Source organism: Acidaminococcus intestini DSM 21505, from assembly GCF_000425045.1.
Taxonomy (GTDB): domain Bacteria; phylum Bacillota; class Negativicutes; order Acidaminococcales; family Acidaminococcaceae; genus Acidaminococcus; species Acidaminococcus intestini.
Window position 1 is genome coordinate 40435 of the sequence record NZ_AULA01000009.1, and the last position, 15353, is coordinate 55787.

General features: G+C 49.0%; 13 protein-coding genes. 11 read left to right on the top strand and 2 right to left on the bottom strand.

The features are described from left to right. Positions 1-296 precede the first annotated feature (296 nt). From H503_RS0104160 to H503_RS12710, 8 genes are all read left to right on the top strand, one after another. Complete coding sequence (locus tag H503_RS0104160; protein WP_009015015.1) at positions 297-1244, top strand: NAD-dependent epimerase/dehydratase family protein; 948 nt, start codon at positions 297-299, stop codon at positions 1242-1244. Beyond that, a complete protein-coding gene (locus H503_RS0104165; protein ID WP_009015016.1) occupies positions 1241-2722 on the top strand; it encodes an ArnT family glycosyltransferase in 1482 nt (493 codons plus the stop codon). Before H503_RS0104160 ends, H503_RS0104165 begins: the two co-directional genes overlap by 4 nt. A 91-nt stretch (positions 2723-2813) precedes the next feature. Beyond that, positions 2814-4301: a sensor histidine kinase gene (locus H503_RS0104170; protein WP_014129184.1), complete on the top strand. Its 1488-nt coding sequence runs from the start codon at positions 2814-2816 to the stop codon at positions 4299-4301. Further along, a complete protein-coding gene (locus H503_RS0104175; protein ID WP_009015018.1) occupies positions 4298-4987 on the top strand; it encodes a response regulator transcription factor in 690 nt (229 codons plus the stop codon). Before H503_RS0104170 ends, H503_RS0104175 begins: the two co-directional genes overlap by 4 nt. A gap of 283 nt (positions 4988-5270) precedes the next feature. After that, a complete protein-coding gene (locus tag H503_RS0104180) occupies positions 5271-6215 on the top strand; it encodes a LysR family transcriptional regulator (RefSeq protein ID WP_014129182.1) in 945 nt (314 codons plus the stop codon). A gap of 129 nt (positions 6216-6344) precedes the next feature. After that, positions 6345-7313, top strand: a complete 969-nt coding sequence (locus H503_RS0104185) for a stalk domain-containing protein (protein WP_009015020.1) — start codon at positions 6345-6347, stop codon at positions 7311-7313. 216 nt (positions 7314-7529) lie between these two features. After that, on the top strand, positions 7530-8273 hold the full coding sequence (locus H503_RS0104190; protein WP_009015021.1) for a DUF3824 domain-containing protein: 744 nt from the start codon (positions 7530-7532) through the stop codon (positions 8271-8273). A gap of 157 nt (positions 8274-8430) precedes the next feature. Continuing rightward, complete coding sequence (locus tag H503_RS12710; protein ID WP_009015022.1) at positions 8431-9201, top strand: carboxymuconolactone decarboxylase family protein; 771 nt, start codon at positions 8431-8433, stop codon at positions 9199-9201. A 210-nt stretch (positions 9202-9411) separates the two neighbouring features. Here H503_RS12710 and H503_RS0104200 read toward each other — a convergent pair whose 3' ends face one another. Next, positions 9412-10638, bottom strand: coding sequence for an aminotransferase class I/II-fold pyridoxal phosphate-dependent enzyme (locus H503_RS0104200; protein ID WP_009015023.1), 1227 nt, complete (start codon positions 10636-10638; stop codon positions 9412-9414). 149 nt (positions 10639-10787) lie between these two features. Beyond that, positions 10788-11801: an asparaginase gene (locus tag H503_RS0104205; protein WP_009015024.1), complete on the bottom strand. Its 1014-nt coding sequence runs from the start codon at positions 11799-11801 to the stop codon at positions 10788-10790. Between the two features lie 696 nt (positions 11802-12497). Here H503_RS0104205 and H503_RS0104220 point away from each other — a divergent pair. The 3 genes from H503_RS0104220 (at position 12498) to H503_RS0104230 (ending at position 15337) form a co-directional block, all read left to right on the top strand. Further along, on the top strand, positions 12498-12968 hold the full coding sequence (locus tag H503_RS0104220; RefSeq protein ID WP_016459871.1) for a hypothetical protein: 471 nt from the start codon (positions 12498-12500) through the stop codon (positions 12966-12968). 136 nt (positions 12969-13104) lie between these two features. Next, positions 13105-14310, top strand: coding sequence for a GTPase (locus tag H503_RS0104225; protein WP_009015026.1), 1206 nt, complete (start codon positions 13105-13107; stop codon positions 14308-14310). Continuing rightward, positions 14294-15337 (top strand): GTPase, encoded by a 1044-nt coding sequence (locus H503_RS0104230; protein WP_009015027.1) that lies wholly within the window; start codon positions 14294-14296, stop codon positions 15335-15337. Before H503_RS0104225 ends, H503_RS0104230 begins: the two co-directional genes overlap by 17 nt. Positions 15338-15353 lie beyond the last annotated feature (16 nt).

Genomic DNA, 15353 nt, shown 5'->3' on the forward strand with positions numbered 1-15353 from the left:
TGAAAAGGGCAACCGTCTTCATTGCAAGAATCGTGTGCCTGTGTCACCCCAACTTAACATCAATGTTACCTTAAAAAGTCTCCTTGGATGATCCGGGGAGACTTTTTTATTGTTTCACGTGAAACAATATGTTTTGTATATGGCTGCTCTTCCTGATCGTATTTCGTCAAGACAATCAAGGCGGCTTCCTTACAAGGATTTTGCAGGGGCTTACGGAAAGCTTATTCCTTTGTTTAGGCTTTGTTTAGATTCAGCTTTTATACTGATGAAAATCAAGGAATCAAAGGAGTGGTCCCATGAACGTGCTGGTCACTGGAGGAGCCGGATTCATCGGCAATCACACTGTAAGGTATCTAATCGAAAAAGGATATGATGTAACCGTTGTCGACGATCTTTCGCGAGGCAATGCAGGACTGCTTCCTTTGGAAGCTCATTTTTATCCAATCGATATCCTGACGCCTCAGTTTCAGGAATTTATGGCAGCCAGACATTTTGACGCGGTGATCCATTTGGCCGCCCAAATTGAAGTTGCTTCTTCGGAACGAGATCCGCTGCGGGATGCCTCCCTTAATATTGGTGGGACCCTTGCCGTCTTGGAAGGTGCCAGAAAGGCCCATGTCAGCCGGTTCGTCTTTGCTTCTTCCGCAGCCGTTTATGGTCATCCGTCAGAAGCACTCCTGCCGCTGGCGGAAGAAGCGCCTTTATGTCCGCTGTCTCCTTATGGATTGAGCAAGGTGACGGCAGAAAACTATATCCGTATGCTGGCACCTTCTTTTTCTATGGAATGGGTGATTCTTCGCTTTGCCAATGTATATGGAGAGCGGGAAGTCCGTAAGGATCCCGGTGGTGTCATTCAGATTTTTGCCAATCAGATTGCGCGTCATCGCCCCATCACCCTTTTTGGAGCAACTGATCCTACCAGGGATTGGATCTATGTCCGTGACGTAGCCGAAGCTCTTGCAAAGAGCCTTGTAACAATACGTGGTGATGCGGTCTACAATATTAGTACGGGAAAAGAAGTTTCCTTGAAAACGGTACTGGCGATGCTCGAAAGGACAGCCGGGTACAGTGTTCCTCATGAACAAGGTCCTAAGCGGTACGGAGACATCCATCGTTCCGTGCTGAGCTGCGCAAAGGCAAGGACTTTATTGGCATGGATCCCAAAGATGACCTTGGAAGAAGGACTTTTTCGAACCTTTCGGTTTGCTCAGGATCAAGCCCGTCAGGAGGAAGTTCAGTCATGAAAAAAGAACGTGCTTATCCTTGGCTCCTTTTGGTCTTAGGGGCCATCCTTTTATTTGCCGGGAACCAGGACCTTCTTGTGACCGACCCGGTTGAATCAAATTATGCTGAAACCGCGCTTGAAATGCTTCGAAGTGGGGATTGGTTTTCCCCAATGATCTATGGTCATTATTGGTATGACAAGCCCATTTTTTATTATTGGGAACTGCTCCTTTCCTTTAAGCTATTTGGCGTAACTTCCTTTGCTGCACGCCTTGGTTCTGCTTTATTTGGCCTTCTAGGGATTGAGCTGTCCTACTTTTTTGTGAAGCGGTTGTATTCAGCTAAACGGGCCATGGCGGCTTCTTTGCTCCTTTTGACCAGTGCTGAATATTTTTACATTGGAAAGGCCATCATTACGGATATGACGCTCTTTGTCTTTTTAGAAATGACACTGATGGCATTTTATCTAGGCTATACGCAGAAAAAATCCAGCTGGTACTATGCGGCCTATACGGCCGCTGCCATCGGGACCTTGGTCAAAGGCCCGATAGGACTGGGGCTTCCTGGCCTTATCATCCTTTTTTTCCTCTGGTGGCGGCGGGACATAAAAGCCTTGGCGCACATGAAACTGGTTTCCGGAGGGCTTCTCTATTTGATCTTGACCGGCCTTTGGTATGGACCCATGACGGTCCTGCATGGTCATGACTTTCTTCTGAATTTCTTTGGCGTCCATAATTTTTTGAGGGCTACCGTTTCGGAACACCCACGCCAAAATGTTTGGTACTACTATTTCTTTGTTTTTCTTTTGGGCTGGGCCCCTTGGTCTTTTACCCTGCCCCTTTCAGGATCAAGGCGGGAGTGGACCCTTAAAATCCGGAATTTCTGCAGGCATGCAGCCTATCAGAAAAAGCTCCCCGAAGTGGATGTTCGGACGGCTTTTTTTGCCTCCTGGGCTTTTGTGACGGTTTTTATCTTTGAACTTGTCCAGACAAAATATATGACCTATACGTTTCCTTATATGCTGCCGTTTGCCGTCTTCTTTTCCTCCTTTTTGGTCCAACATGAACGGCTTGTAAAAGGACTGGCGGGAGGCGCTTTGACCGTGTATCTGATTCTTACTTATATGGTAGCCATCCCGCAATGCCGGAAAGCTTCTGCTTATGATGCGGCCCAGATAGTTAGAACCATGATCAGAAATGACACAACAGTCGTTACCTATGGCGGACGCTATCCGGTTTCCCTTACCTATTATTCGGGTTATGTGGCCAAACGGCTCAAATGGAAGGATGAAATTCCAGAGCTGCTTCCGGGCGCATTGGACTGGAACGCAAAGAACATGATGCCTTTTGCTTCTATAGAATCCCTTTCAGAAGATAAGGACATCCTTGCCGTTGTGCGGAGCGGGGACCTGCAAGATTTTGAGACAGATATTGACGGAATCTGGGAATGCGTCCATGATGATGGAATGTGGATGGTTCTTAGAAAAGTTGTACGATGACCCCGATAAAGGGGATTCCTCTTAGCAGGAATCCCTTCTTTTTGTAGTATAATAAAAAAGTGGATTCCAGCGTGTTTGTGTAGGAGGACGCATGATACATATACGAGATTTTTCCATAAAAAAGCGGCTGCTGTTTTCTAATTTTTTCATGATCATCATCCCCGTGATCTTTATGGCCCTGTTAAGTGCCCTTGTCTTCTTGAGCCTTCAGTTTGGTAATTTGAATCGGTCAACAATCCTCTCCTTTCTTTGGCCGGAAAGTGGGCCGACACTTTCAACCCAATTTGAATTGACCCGGTTCCGTGTCCGAGCCGATCAGTTTAAGAAAAAGAGCAAGGACCTCGTGGACTCTGCCCATCATCTGGAGGCGTTGGGATGTCGGGTGGTCATCGTTGGAAAGCAGGGTGCCATCATCTATCAAACAGAAGATACACAGGGCATGGAAACCCTTTCCCAAGCACTTTCGGAAGCTCCCAGCGGAAGAGGTTCCATCTCCTGGGGGGAAAAGGGCCTTGCGTTCCATTATTTTTCTGATGAGAGTGGGGTCCGTCTTGCCGTAATTGGAGAAGGGCCTTTGGTCGTGGACGGGGAACTGATCGATATCAGTTCCAAGGCTCTACTAAAAAAGAGCTTTTATGTGGTCTGCGGCTTGGTTACCTTGCTGATCCTCATCATTGGCTGGAAGCTGTCCCGGTATCTTGGCAGACAGATCATTGAACCGCTGCAGGTCCTGCAGGTGACGGCCAGTCATATTGCCCAAGGGGATCTTGATACGCCGGTTCCTGTAGATAGCGAAGACGAAATTGGGATGACGATGATGGCCTTTGAACTGACGCGCCGCCAGCTTAAGATGGCACGGGAAACCCGGGATCGATATGAACGGAACCGCAAGGAAATGATTGCAGGAATTTCCCATGACCTTTCAACCCCTCTGACCAAGATCGAAGGGTATGCCTGCGGCCTGCGAGACGGGATTGCAGATACACCGGAGAAAAAAGACCATTATTTTCGGATGATCATTGATACGGCAAGGCATATGGGAAACTTGGTCCAAAGCTTGTTCCTTTTTTCCAAGCTGGACCTGGGGCAGATGGAATACCATATGGAGAAGGTTCCTCTTAAGGCATATTTGGAAGACTATGTTGAGGAACAGTCGGAACACTTCAAGAGCCAAGGACTCTTACTCAAGGTGGAGGCTCCCCGGGAGGAATGCGTAGTCCTTCTTGACCGGATTCAGTTTTCCCGGATTGTAACGAACCTTCTTTCCAACAGCATCAAATATAAGACGGCTGATTTGGGGCATGTGGTCATGAGTTTGTCGGTTCCAAGGAAACAGTGGGTTCAGCTGGCTTTTAGCGATGATGGGCCAGGGGTTGCGCCCAGTGATTTAAGCCATCTGTTTGAAAGTTTCTACCGTACTGATAAAGCAAGGACCAATCCGGCCAAGGGTAGTGGACTTGGGCTTGCCGTCGTACGGGAGCTAGTGAAGGGAATGAAGGGTATCATTTGGGCTGAAAATGAAACGCCCCATGGCTTGAAGATTGTCATGGAGTTTCCATTAGCAAAGGAGGAAGCATGAAAAAGGTACTGATTATCGAGGATGATAAAGGGATTGCTGAACTGGAGAGGGATTATTTGGAAGCCAATGGATTTGAAGTCCAGATGGCATTTACGGGTCTTTCGGGAAAAAAAGCAGCCCTGAGTTCTCCTGTTGATTTGATTCTTTTGGATATTATGCTTCCCGGAGAAGATGGTTTCCAGGTTTGCCGCGAAATCCGAGCAGAAAAAGATATCCCTATCCTGATGGTCTCCGCAAGACAGGAAGATATCGATAAAATCAGGGGATTGGGACTGGGTGCCGACGACTATATTGTCAAACCCTTTAGTCCAACTGAACTCGTGGCCCGGGTTAAAAGCCATATTTCCCGTTATGAACAGCTGACCAATCGGGAGTCTAGTAGGCCCCAAGTGCTTCGCTGCGGAAACCTGGTCATAGACTTATCTTCACATCAGGTCTTTTTACAGGATAAAGAAATCCTTCTTCCCAACAAAGAATTTGAACTGCTTGCTTTTCTTGCCAAGAATCCAGGCATCGTATTCAGCAAGGATACGCTCTTTGAGCGGGTATGGGGCGAAGATTCCTTGGGTGATACCTCTACTGTCTCCGTTCATATCAATCGAATCCGGGAAAAGATTGAGGAGGATTCATCCAAACCGTACTATATTGAAACGGTTTGGGGTGCCGGTTACCGTTTTCGCCGGTAATGACAAAGAACCCCTGCGCACGCCGCTGCGCAGGGGTTCTTTGTCATTAGAAAAGGAAAATGTTGAAAGGGGGTTCACTCATGCAGTGCACAAGAGAGAAGATAATCGTGGAGGCCCTTCCACTCTCGTGATCTCCATACATGGCATCAAAGGAAGTCGCGGTTCCTTTGATGGTCATACTCTACCATGAAAGAGGAGATTCTACAATAGATTAAAAGGAAATATATAGAGCATCACAATTATTTATTTGTGATATAATAACCTCATCTTGGAGGTGATGTGATTGGATACGGACTCGGAAATGTTTCTCCTTGCCGCGGAGGAACTGAACTTTACCCGTGCCGCTAAACGGGCCTATGTGACTCAGCAGTGCTTGAGTGCCCATATCAAGAAACTGGAAATACGAATGGGGGCGCCCCTTTTTGAACGAGTCCCTTACATGGCGCTGACCCCTGCCGGTAAGGTTCTTTATCGCTCCCTGCGCCGCATTGAATTGATTGAGCGATCCTGCCGGGAAAATATCGAAGCCATTCGGGAAGGGACGCAGGGGGAAGTGACCCTTGGCATGAATGCCGGGCGTGTCCAGTTCTTTCTGCCGCGTTTGTATGAAGCATACCATCGAAAATTTCCTCATGTGACGCTGAAGGTGGTCATTGATGATGTGAAAAACCAAGCTCGTCGCCTTCTTGATGGGAAAATTGACTTTCTGGTAGGCGTCAACTGTCCCGTGGACAGGGATCTTGTCTTCACCCCGTTAAAGGAAGAGAAGGTTTTTTTCCTTGCAACGGATTCCTACCTTAAAGCCCACGCCAAAAGTCCAGGCGCTTATCCCAAGACACTGCGGACCGGCATCATCGACATGAAGGAGTATGATACGCTCCCTCTCGTACAGAATGCGGAAGCAAGTACCCTTGTCACCGTTGTGGAGCGTTATGAAAAAAAGCGGAACCTCGTTCAGGATACGCTTGTGAGGGTCAGCGATTCCAATGCGCAGATCCGGCTTTGCGGGACGGGGCTTGTAGGGATGTACCTGGCGGAAAGTCTTGTCGAAATGGCCCGTTTCCACGGAGCGGAAACAGCGGGAAATCCCCTGCGTATTCTTGCCATCAAGGAGCTGACAGAAACCTTGCGTCTTGATCTTGTCACGCACCGTGAGGCAGATCAACCGCTTTATATCCGTCAACTGGAAGTCATGATCCGGGATGTGTTTGCCTCTGATAAGGGCTGATCTTGAAAGGATAGATGCTTAGGACAAACCGCTGAGCGGCAGACGAAGGAAGCGATTTATCCCTGCATTGTCTATTCTTTGTGGTACAATGAAAAGAGAACATCGTTACGATAGAAAGAAGGAATTGCTATGAATCAAAGACTGACAGCCCTTGTTCTTTGCGGCTTTCTTGCCGCTCCTTCCCTTAGCTTTGCCGCCGCCGCTTCCCCTAGCGCGTCTAAAGACGCGGCTCCGGCAGCTGTAGTAAAAAGCAGTCCGAAGGAGGAGGTTGGCGTCTTCCAGAAAGACCATGTCCTCATTGTAAACGGCAAGACCCTTGATGCCGCCTCATTGCCAACGCCAGTTCTTGTGCGTCAAAAGGAAACCATGGTTCCACTGCGTCTTGTGGCAGAAGCATTGGGGTATACTGTTTCCTGGAATCCAGAAACGGCATCTTCCAAACTGGATATGAGTATTGCGTCCATGGAATTTCGTCCCGGTGAAACCCTCTATCAGAGAAAAGGCAAGCTTAAAGTTATAAACCTTGATGCCGCGTATAAATTTACGAATGCGCCCCAGGTCGTTGAGGGCGTGACATACGTTCCCGTGTCCCTTTTTGGTGTCTTTTTCAATGAGGTAAAGATTGAAGGCAAAACGATTTCCATTACCGTACAAAAATCCCAGCTTCAGGATGCGGCACGTCTGTTAACAGAAGCCGCTGCTGAAAAAAGCCAAACACAAGCCCCCAATCCCATGGTGGAATACAGCTCCCTGACCGAAATGGAAAAGAAGGTGGGGCATACGATTAAGGTACCGGCTTCTTTGAAAAATAAAAAGGTTGCCGGCATGTATCTCTTTTCGGATGGCCTTGCCCAGATCAACTATGCAGATGGATCCCTGTACAGGACACAAAAGGGATCGGCTGGTGATATCAGTGGGGATTACACCAAGTATGCCGTTGATACCCATTGGATCGATGGTTCCTATAAAATCCGCGGCCGCGGTGATAAAGATGCCTACCGGACCCTTACTTGGGAAGATGGCATCTATACCTATTCCTATCATTCCCAGAGCGCGCTGACCAAAGCGGCTGCCAATCAAATCGTTCGTGGAAAATAACGCCTTGTGCCTTAAGGGGCTGTGAAGCTGTATGAGCTTTTCATCGTTTCACAGCCCTTTTCATTTGTTTTTAAAATTTTTATGACATGTAATAAGATGTTCAAGTTTCTTTCATAGGGACTTCATGCGTTCCCTCTATGATAAGGTTCAACAACACGGATTCAATAAAACGGGCAGATCCCGTTACCTTATCCGGAAAAAGGGAGGAATCTTATCATGGATGAGAAAAAAATTGAAAAATGGGAATGTGTGTCAAAGAAAATGACCGCCCTTTGCAAAAAAGGGTTTTCACCCCGCAACCTTAAGAAAGGGGCAGCCGTGGTTGTTCTTGTTGCTGTAGCTGCGGGAGCAGGAAAGGTGACCTTGAAAAAGATGCGTTTTGACCGTCGGCAGGCGGAAGCTGCTGCCAAAGTGGAACTTGCCCAAAAACTGGCAGTGGAGCGAAATGAACCCCTTCTTTCAAGTGATGAAGTGCTCGGTAAGATTGCGAGCCTGCTCGGTACTGATGAAGGGAGCGTTACGCTGAAAGGACTGCGCCTTGCAGAGGCAAAACCTGATTTGCGGGAGCACAAAGAGCATAAAGATAAAGAAAAAAGGGATCATGATCGCAAGTTCTTCAAAAAAGATCATGACAATCGTGACCGTGTAAGGGGAGGGGAGGACCCAAGGACGCCTCAATTGACCCCTCAGGAAGGCCCCAATAAGGCATCTGATCAGGCCCCCGCTCCTACGGGCGGCAATCCTGCTGATTTTGCTGCACCGACTGCACAAAACAAGGCACTTCCTCCTCAAGGCATGCAGCCTATGGCAGGACCGATGGGTTCCCATCGTCCTGTATTCTACGAAGCCAGAGTGGATCAAGGAAATATGAGTTATGAGTTCCTTCTAAACGCACAGACTGGGGAAATCCTCCACAGCAAGGTTCATCAAAAGGGCATTGTGGAAAAGCTTTTTTCCTGATGCCTCAAGGGTAATGAGCACCATCTCCTTGCCTATGCTTTTGGAGCATGGGCAAGGATGAAAAAGAAGTATTGGAAATGGGTATTCAATCTCTTTATACTCAAAGGCAGCGATATCTGTGCAAAGGACTGCGTAATCAATAAGGAGTTGAATCTATATGGAGAAAAAGATTGTCCAGACTGCTGGACGGACCCAATTAGGGGATTTTGCCCCGCTTTTTGCCGAGGCCAATGATGATTTTCTTTTTGGCAAGGTGTGGAACGACCCCAGTGTGGATGTCAAAACGCGCTGCATTATTACGGTGACGAGCCTTGTGTCCATGGGGATAACGGATGGATCCTTGTCTTACCATCTCCAAAATGCCAAGAATCATGGTGTCAGCAAAGCGGAAATCGCCGGTATCTTGACCCAGGTTGGCTTTTATGCGGGCTGGCCCAAGGCCTGGGCTGCTTTTGGACTTGCTGGGGCTGTATGGAAAGATGCGGCTCCCGCCCTTACTGAAAAGGAGCGGTTTGCTCAAGAGCTCATGTTTCCGATTGGTGGGCCAAATGACGCCTATGCCAAATATTTCAAGGGGCAAAGCTATCTGGCCCCTGTTTCGACGGAACAGGTTCCCATTTACAATGTGACCTTTGAACCTAAATGCCGGAATAACTGGCATATCCACCACGCCGATAAAGGAGGGGGCCAGCTTCTCATCTGTGTCGGCGGAAAAGGTATCTATCAAGCTTGGGGGAAGAAACCCGTCCTCATGCTGCCAGGATCGGTCGTTCACATTCCAGCGGGGGTCAAGCACTGGCATGGTGCCGTGACCGATGCCTGGTTCAGCCATCTGGCCATGGATCCCGAAGGCGTCAATACATCCAATGAGTGGCTTGAGGAAGTGTCGGATGCGCAATATGAAAAAACTTTGGCTGCTTTAACGTAAATCGAAGGCAGGACGGAATCAGACGGTGGGGAACTTGCTGAACGGGGATTACGAAGAAAGAAGGTCCTCATCATGAAAAAACTCATTCTCTTCTTACTGGGATGGGGCAAAGCCGGCGACACGTGGCTGCAGTAATGAAAATATCCTGTATATGCTTTTTTCTTATGAATAGGGCTCCGCTAAAAAAGATCCTTTTTAGCGGAGCCTTGTTTATGGAATTTGCTGCCAAGCTTCTTTGAGAAGGGAAAGAACCTGCTGAAGCTGAGGCTTTGTGTGGGCTGCTGAAAGCGTGAGACGTAGCCTGGCGGTACCCATGGGAACAGACGGCGGTCGGATAGCAGATAGCAGGATGCCTCTTTCCTTGAGAAAGGCATCAATGGCGGCTGCTCTTTCTACAGACCCAACTATAATGGGAATCAGGGGCGTTATTCCTGGAAGAACGGGGAGCTTCAAGGTGTGGAGTCCCTCCCGCATGAACCTTGTGTGTTCGCGCAGTGTTTTCATGAGGATGGGCCCTTCTTCCTGAAGGACTTGGAGTGCGGCATAAGCCGCCGCTGTATCATGGGGGCTGATGAAGGTGCTAAAAACAAAGGGCCTGGCGCGGCAAGTAAGGTAGGCAATGATTTCCTTGGAGGAAGCCACATAGCCTCCTTCTGAGGCGAGGCTTTTACTGAGAGTCCCTGTTTGGATATCGATGGTGCCTTGAAGACCAAAATAGGCTTCCGTTCCTCTTCCACCAGGTCCAATGACGCCTTCTGCGTGGGCGTCGTCCACCATCAGGAGCGTTCCATATCGATTTTTGAGCGCTGCCAGTTCCGGCAGCCTGCAAAGGTCGCCATCCATACTGAAAACGCCGTCTGTAACAATGAGTTTGACAGCTGTTTGATTGCTGGCGTAGGCAGCTAGCTTTTGTTCCAGGTCCGTCATATCATTATGACGATAGACGATGACCTCGGCGCCACTGATCCGGCAGCCATCGATGATGCTGGCATGGTTCAGCTCATCACTGAAAACAAGGTCACCTTTTTTGAGAAGTGTGTAGAGGGCGCCTAAGTTCGCCAGGTAGCCGGTATTGAAAAGAAGCGCTGCTTCACAGCCTTTGAAGCGGGCAAGTTTTTTTTCAAGGTCACTTCCTCGGGCGATTCCTCCTGAAATGAGGCGCGATCCCGTGGAGGACGTTCCCCCTTTTATCAAGGCGTCAGCCGCGGCCTGCAGTACTTTTGGATGGTGGGTCAAGCCGAGATAATTGTTGCTTGAAAAGACGGTATAGATCTGGCCGCTGCGGCTTCTTGCCGTAACGGGACCAATCATGTCAAGGTCTGTGATGGTCCGCGCAAGACCGGCTGCGTGCAGGGTGCGGAGCCTTTTTTCGACGCGGTGCCGAAGGCGTGCTCCAGAGGAGCTGGCAAGGGGAGCATGAGAATATGTGGATTGCAATGGGGAACCCTCCTTAGGTCGATAGGATAGGAGTAGTATAGCCCCAATCAAAAAATATGTATACCATTTTAATAAATAAGGTTAACGTAAATAGGAAAGAAAATACAGGGGAAAGACTGGCTTTCCCCTGTGGTTGCTAGACCTTACCTTCAGTTTTTCTCTAGGGCCGGATTGGCAAGGCTCCACATAAGTTTGGTGACGGCTGCTTCCAAGGTCATGGGACCGCCTGATTCGACCCCTGCTTGGGCGGCGAGGATCCCCATGGGATAAAGGGACAGGTCAACTCCATCAAAAAGGCACTGGGAGACACAGACCATACGTACTCCGGCCTTGATGGCTCGGCGGATGGCGGGCAGGAGGTTATCCCGGCCTGTATTGACGCCGCCCGCGCCATAGCATTCAAGGACGATGCCCTTGTAGCCGCGTTGGACCGCATAGTCGATGATGTCAGGTTTGAGTCCAGGCGTAACCGTAAGTGCCATGACTTTCTCTTCCATCTTGCTTTCAACACGGAACCCTCCCACATTCCGTCGGTCGGGGAGGTTCTTTTTAATGCCGTTTTTATCAAAAAAGAGAACCGGTGCTTCATTGACGCTCTCAAAAGCATTGAAATTGCGGGTAAAGATTTTTTTGCAGCAGTCGCCTTTGATGACTTTATTGCCAAAGGCGACAAATACGCCGGGAAGGCCGCTTGACGCGATGGTAAAGGCCAGTTCCAAGTTGCTGCGGGCATCGGAGTTGGATAGTGACAAAGGTACTTGTGAGCCGGTGAGGACGACTGGTTTTCCCAGATTTACAAGCATGTAGGAGAGCGCAGAGGCTGTGTAGGCCATGGTATCCGTTCCATGGGTAAGGACGAAGCCATCATATTCCGTATAGTTATCCCCAATAAGGGTCGCCCAGCTGCTCCAGTCTTGCGGGACCACATTGCTGGAATCGATCTTGGTCAGGTCTTTTACGGTAATTTCTCCAAGCGTGCGCAGCTCAGGGACGGATGTAAGGATGTCATTGCCGGAAAGGGTAGGCTCCAGGCCATCTTCCGTGGCAACGCAGGAAATGGTGCCGCCTGTCGTCAAAAAGAGGATTTTTTTCATTTCGATGTGGGGCAGGATACCCCGGCTTTTTAGGTCGGGGAGAAATGCCCCATTCACCTCACTTTCCAAAATAAATAGATTTCCAGTAAAATAATGATTACAGCAAACTCGGTGATATCACATGAGAACGAGTAAGGCACCAGATCTGCAAAACCAAATAAAGATGGTAACCCTTCGCAGCATCTGCCCCTCTAACAGAAAATCCTGAATCGGCAGATGACAGAAAAATCCCGTCAAGGCTGTAAATTTGTTCCTCCATATGTTCTTGACCATTGGTCTTGGGACGTGCTCCTGCCCTTCCATAAAGAGCGGCGAAAGCCAGCAGTGAACCAATCGGAGCTCTTTTAAGGATGAGAAACAGTCTTATTATATCATAAGTAGGTCTTTTATGACCGATTTGGGAAAAGGACAATAATGGCAATCATGGTGTTTAGAAGGAAGGCCCAAAGGACCTTCCTTCATCCCAATTTTGTTCTTACCCTCCTTTTTTATTATTTTGATGACATCTGATATAATCCATTCTATGGGAGATCTTCCCTTGTCCTGATATTCGTGCCGTCAACACTATCTTAACAATAGGGGGCTCTCCTTTATTTTGCAAGTATTATGTATACCCTATCAAGAAACATTTTACGCTTAGGGAAAGGCCCCTTTCCTCCGCTCCGTTCTTTTGATAAAATATAACTCATAGGGGAACTCTGGGGAATCAGGGTTCCTTCTTTCTTTTTTTGGGGAATGGCCCCAACAGAAAATGAGGTGAGAAACATGGAAAAACAAAGACTGTGGATCAGGTGGCTTGGAGGGAGCCTTTTGACGATTTCCCTGCTTTTTTTCAGCAACGGGAACGTAAGTGCGGCGAAAATTCTTACAAAATACGGATCCCTGCCGCTTTACAGGGAAGATCTCATGCCCCTTACGGTAGAGCGTCCTTCTTTTTATGATGACCCGCCCCTTTGGACCATCCGGCTGCGCAATCAGCCGCAGGGACTGTTGGCGCCTGAAACTGGATTTTATCGTCCTATTTATGGCATCATGCGCAGGAGGACCCCTGTCTTTCGCACGGTACGGCCCCTCCTCCCGCCCCAAAGCGCCCACCTTCCTACGGCTGTGGGGCCCGAGGAAAAGCAGCCATTTTTGGTGCGCCAGCCCCGTCCCTACAGCGGCACGCCCCAGCGTCAGGCTGCCTCTTTTCCTTCAAGACCGGGGGCTGTCCAAATTTTTGTCCCTAAACCTTGAGTCTCAAAGTAGGATGGGAATCGGGGGAAGTTTCCGCAGGAAGTGCCCTGCTTATGCTATAATAAAAGATAATCTATCCCAATTTGGAACATCCCATTGGGCCTGGGGCCCATAGCACGCAAAGGACGGTGGAAAGATGAAGCTTTCCCAGCTTAGAAAAGCATATTTGATGGACCTTGCGAGCCGTTTTACAGGTCCGTTCCATAAGAAAAAGGCTGCCTCTTTTCGCACGGACGCGGTCAAACCAACTGCCCCTGCCTCCAAGATTCCCCATGATGTCTATGGTGAACTTGCTTTTCGTTTTTTGGAAGCCTGGCAGAAAGAAAAGGAACAAAAAGTTCGGATTTGCCTTTTTGGGCAGCCCGGTGCCGGCAAAAGTTCCCTTATCAATGAACTGATAGGGGAGAAAAAAGCCAAGGTTGGAACCGGGACGGATACGACCAAGGAGGCCCAAGTCATCGAATCGGGAAGTGTTGTCTACGTGGACCTGCCTGGCTATGATACGGCGCGTTTTCCCAAAAAAGGCTATTTCAGCCATTTTGATCCCCTCCAATACGACCTTTTTCTCTGCATTTTTTCGGGCAAGCTTACGGAGGCTGATACAGAATTTTTTTCCCGTCTCCAGCGGCTGGGCAGGGTCTGCCTTTTTGTGCGCAATAAGATCGATGGGCTTTATGCTCCTTTTCGGTCCTTAAAAAGTCTTGAAGAGGAAATCCAAAAAGATGTCCGTCATCAGGTAGGACCTTGTGCTCCGCTTTATTTTACGAGCTGCCGAAAGGATTGGGGCAATGCCCAAAAACGAGGCATCCCGAATCTTCAGGAAGCCATCATGGATCATTTGGAGCCGGCTTTGAAAGACCGGTATGCCCGTCATGCAAAAGCGTATACGGAGCATACCCTTCTTTTGAAGCGTCGGGCGGCAGACCGTCGGGTGCGTAAGTATACAGCCATGGCGGCCGCCAACGGCCTTAATCCTGTTGTCGGTATGGATGCTGTTATTGACGCGCGTATCCTCAAGGAAATGTATCAGGGAATCCGGACGGATTTTGGCTTAGGGAAATGGGATCTTCCTATCGAAGGAAACCGAGTAAATCTTGTAAAAAAAGTGGCCGGTGGGGTTACAGGCGAGCGCGTGACCAAGGGCCTGAGCCTCCTCTTACGCAAACGGGCCGGAGAGAAGGCAGCCAAATTTATTCCCCTTGCCGGGGCCGCTGCCGCTTCATTGATGAATGCGGGCAGTATGTATTATGTTGGAAAAGAATATGTCAGGATCTGTTACGAGTATGCCCGCAGACGGCTCCAGACAGAAATCGAGTGGGGGACCCATGAGCACAGAACGTGAAGATATCAAGAAAATTGAAAAAGAAATTGATGAGGAGAATGTGCGCATTGTCCTTTTTGGCCAACCTGGAAGCGGGAAATCAAGCCTGATCAATGCCGTCTGCGGACGGGAGGCTGTAAAGACGGGTGAACTGATGGAACCGACGACCGACGCTGTGGTTGTGGAAAATGGGGATGTGACGTTTATCGATCTTCCTGGCTATGGAACGGATGGATTCCCGGAAGAAGCTTTTCTCGAACGGTTCCGGCCTTTTCAATACGACCTTTTTCTCTGCGTCTTTTCTGATAAGCTGCGGGCTGCTGACACACGGCTATTCTGCATGTTGGAAGCCCTGAAAAAGCCCTGCATCTTTGTTCGCAGCAAAATTGACTTGATCTATGAGGAAGGCCGGACCTTGGAAGAGTGTGAGGCCGTTATCCGCCGTGATGTGGAAACGCAGCTGGGTACGCGGGATATCGATCTGGTTTTTGTGTCGGCCCGTAGGGATCGGCCGGTGGGCATCGATGTCCTGAATGATGTCATCATGAGCAAGATGAATGAAGCTCGGAGAGAAAAATATATCCTGACAGCTGAAGCGCGGACAAAGGAACAGCTTGAGGCCAAAAAGGCGGCGGCCATGACTTTTGTCAAGCGCAGTGCTACTTATTCTGCGTATAATGGACTCAATCCTATCATCGCTGTTGATGCGGCTGTGGATTTTATGATCTTGTATCAGCTTTATAACAACATTCGGGAGACCTTTGGCATTACGGAAGAAATCATTGCGTCAAGCAAAAAAGTGTCTGATAAGGATAAACGCCTTGTCCTAGGCGGCATGAGCAGGGAAGGCATCAATCTTATCCTAAAGAATGCAGGTCGGCAGCTCGTGGCCCGGACCTTTCTCAAAGTCGTTCCCGTTGTGGGGCAGGCGACGGCGGCCCTTATTGGCTACAAACTTGTGAACAAGACGGGCCGTGATTATGTCAATGCCTGTTATGAACTTGCCCGGGAGCGGCTGCTGTCGGCCCTTGATGCCCGGAGATCATAACAAGGAAAAGAGGTAG

Excerpts from the sequence above, each read along its gene's own strand:
- H503_RS0104160 (WP_009015015.1), top strand. The coding sequence starts at position 297 with ATGAACGTGCTGGTCACTGGAGGAGCCGGATTCATCGGCAATCACACT.
- H503_RS0104165 (WP_009015016.1), top strand. The coding sequence starts at position 1,241 with ATGAAAAAAGAACGTGCTTATCCTTGGCTCCTTTTGGTCTTAGGGGCC.
- H503_RS0104170 (WP_014129184.1), top strand. The coding sequence starts at position 2,814 with ATGATACATATACGAGATTTTTCCATAAAAAAGCGGCTGCTGTTTTCT.
- H503_RS0104175 (WP_009015018.1), top strand. The coding sequence starts at position 4,298 with ATGAAAAAGGTACTGATTATCGAGGATGATAAAGGGATTGCTGAACTG.
- H503_RS0104185 (WP_009015020.1), top strand. The coding sequence starts at position 6,345 with ATGAATCAAAGACTGACAGCCCTTGTTCTTTGCGGCTTTCTTGCCGCT.
- H503_RS0104190 (WP_009015021.1), top strand. The coding sequence starts at position 7,530 with ATGGATGAGAAAAAAATTGAAAAATGGGAATGTGTGTCAAAGAAAATG.
- H503_RS12710 (WP_009015022.1), top strand. The coding sequence starts at position 8,431 with ATGGAGAAAAAGATTGTCCAGACTGCTGGACGGACCCAATTAGGGGAT.
- H503_RS0104220 (WP_016459871.1), top strand. The coding sequence starts at position 12,498 with ATGGAAAAACAAAGACTGTGGATCAGGTGGCTTGGAGGGAGCCTTTTG.
- H503_RS0104225 (WP_009015026.1), top strand. The coding sequence starts at position 13,105 with ATGAAGCTTTCCCAGCTTAGAAAAGCATATTTGATGGACCTTGCGAGC.
- H503_RS0104230 (WP_009015027.1), top strand. The coding sequence starts at position 14,294 with ATGAGCACAGAACGTGAAGATATCAAGAAAATTGAAAAAGAAATTGAT.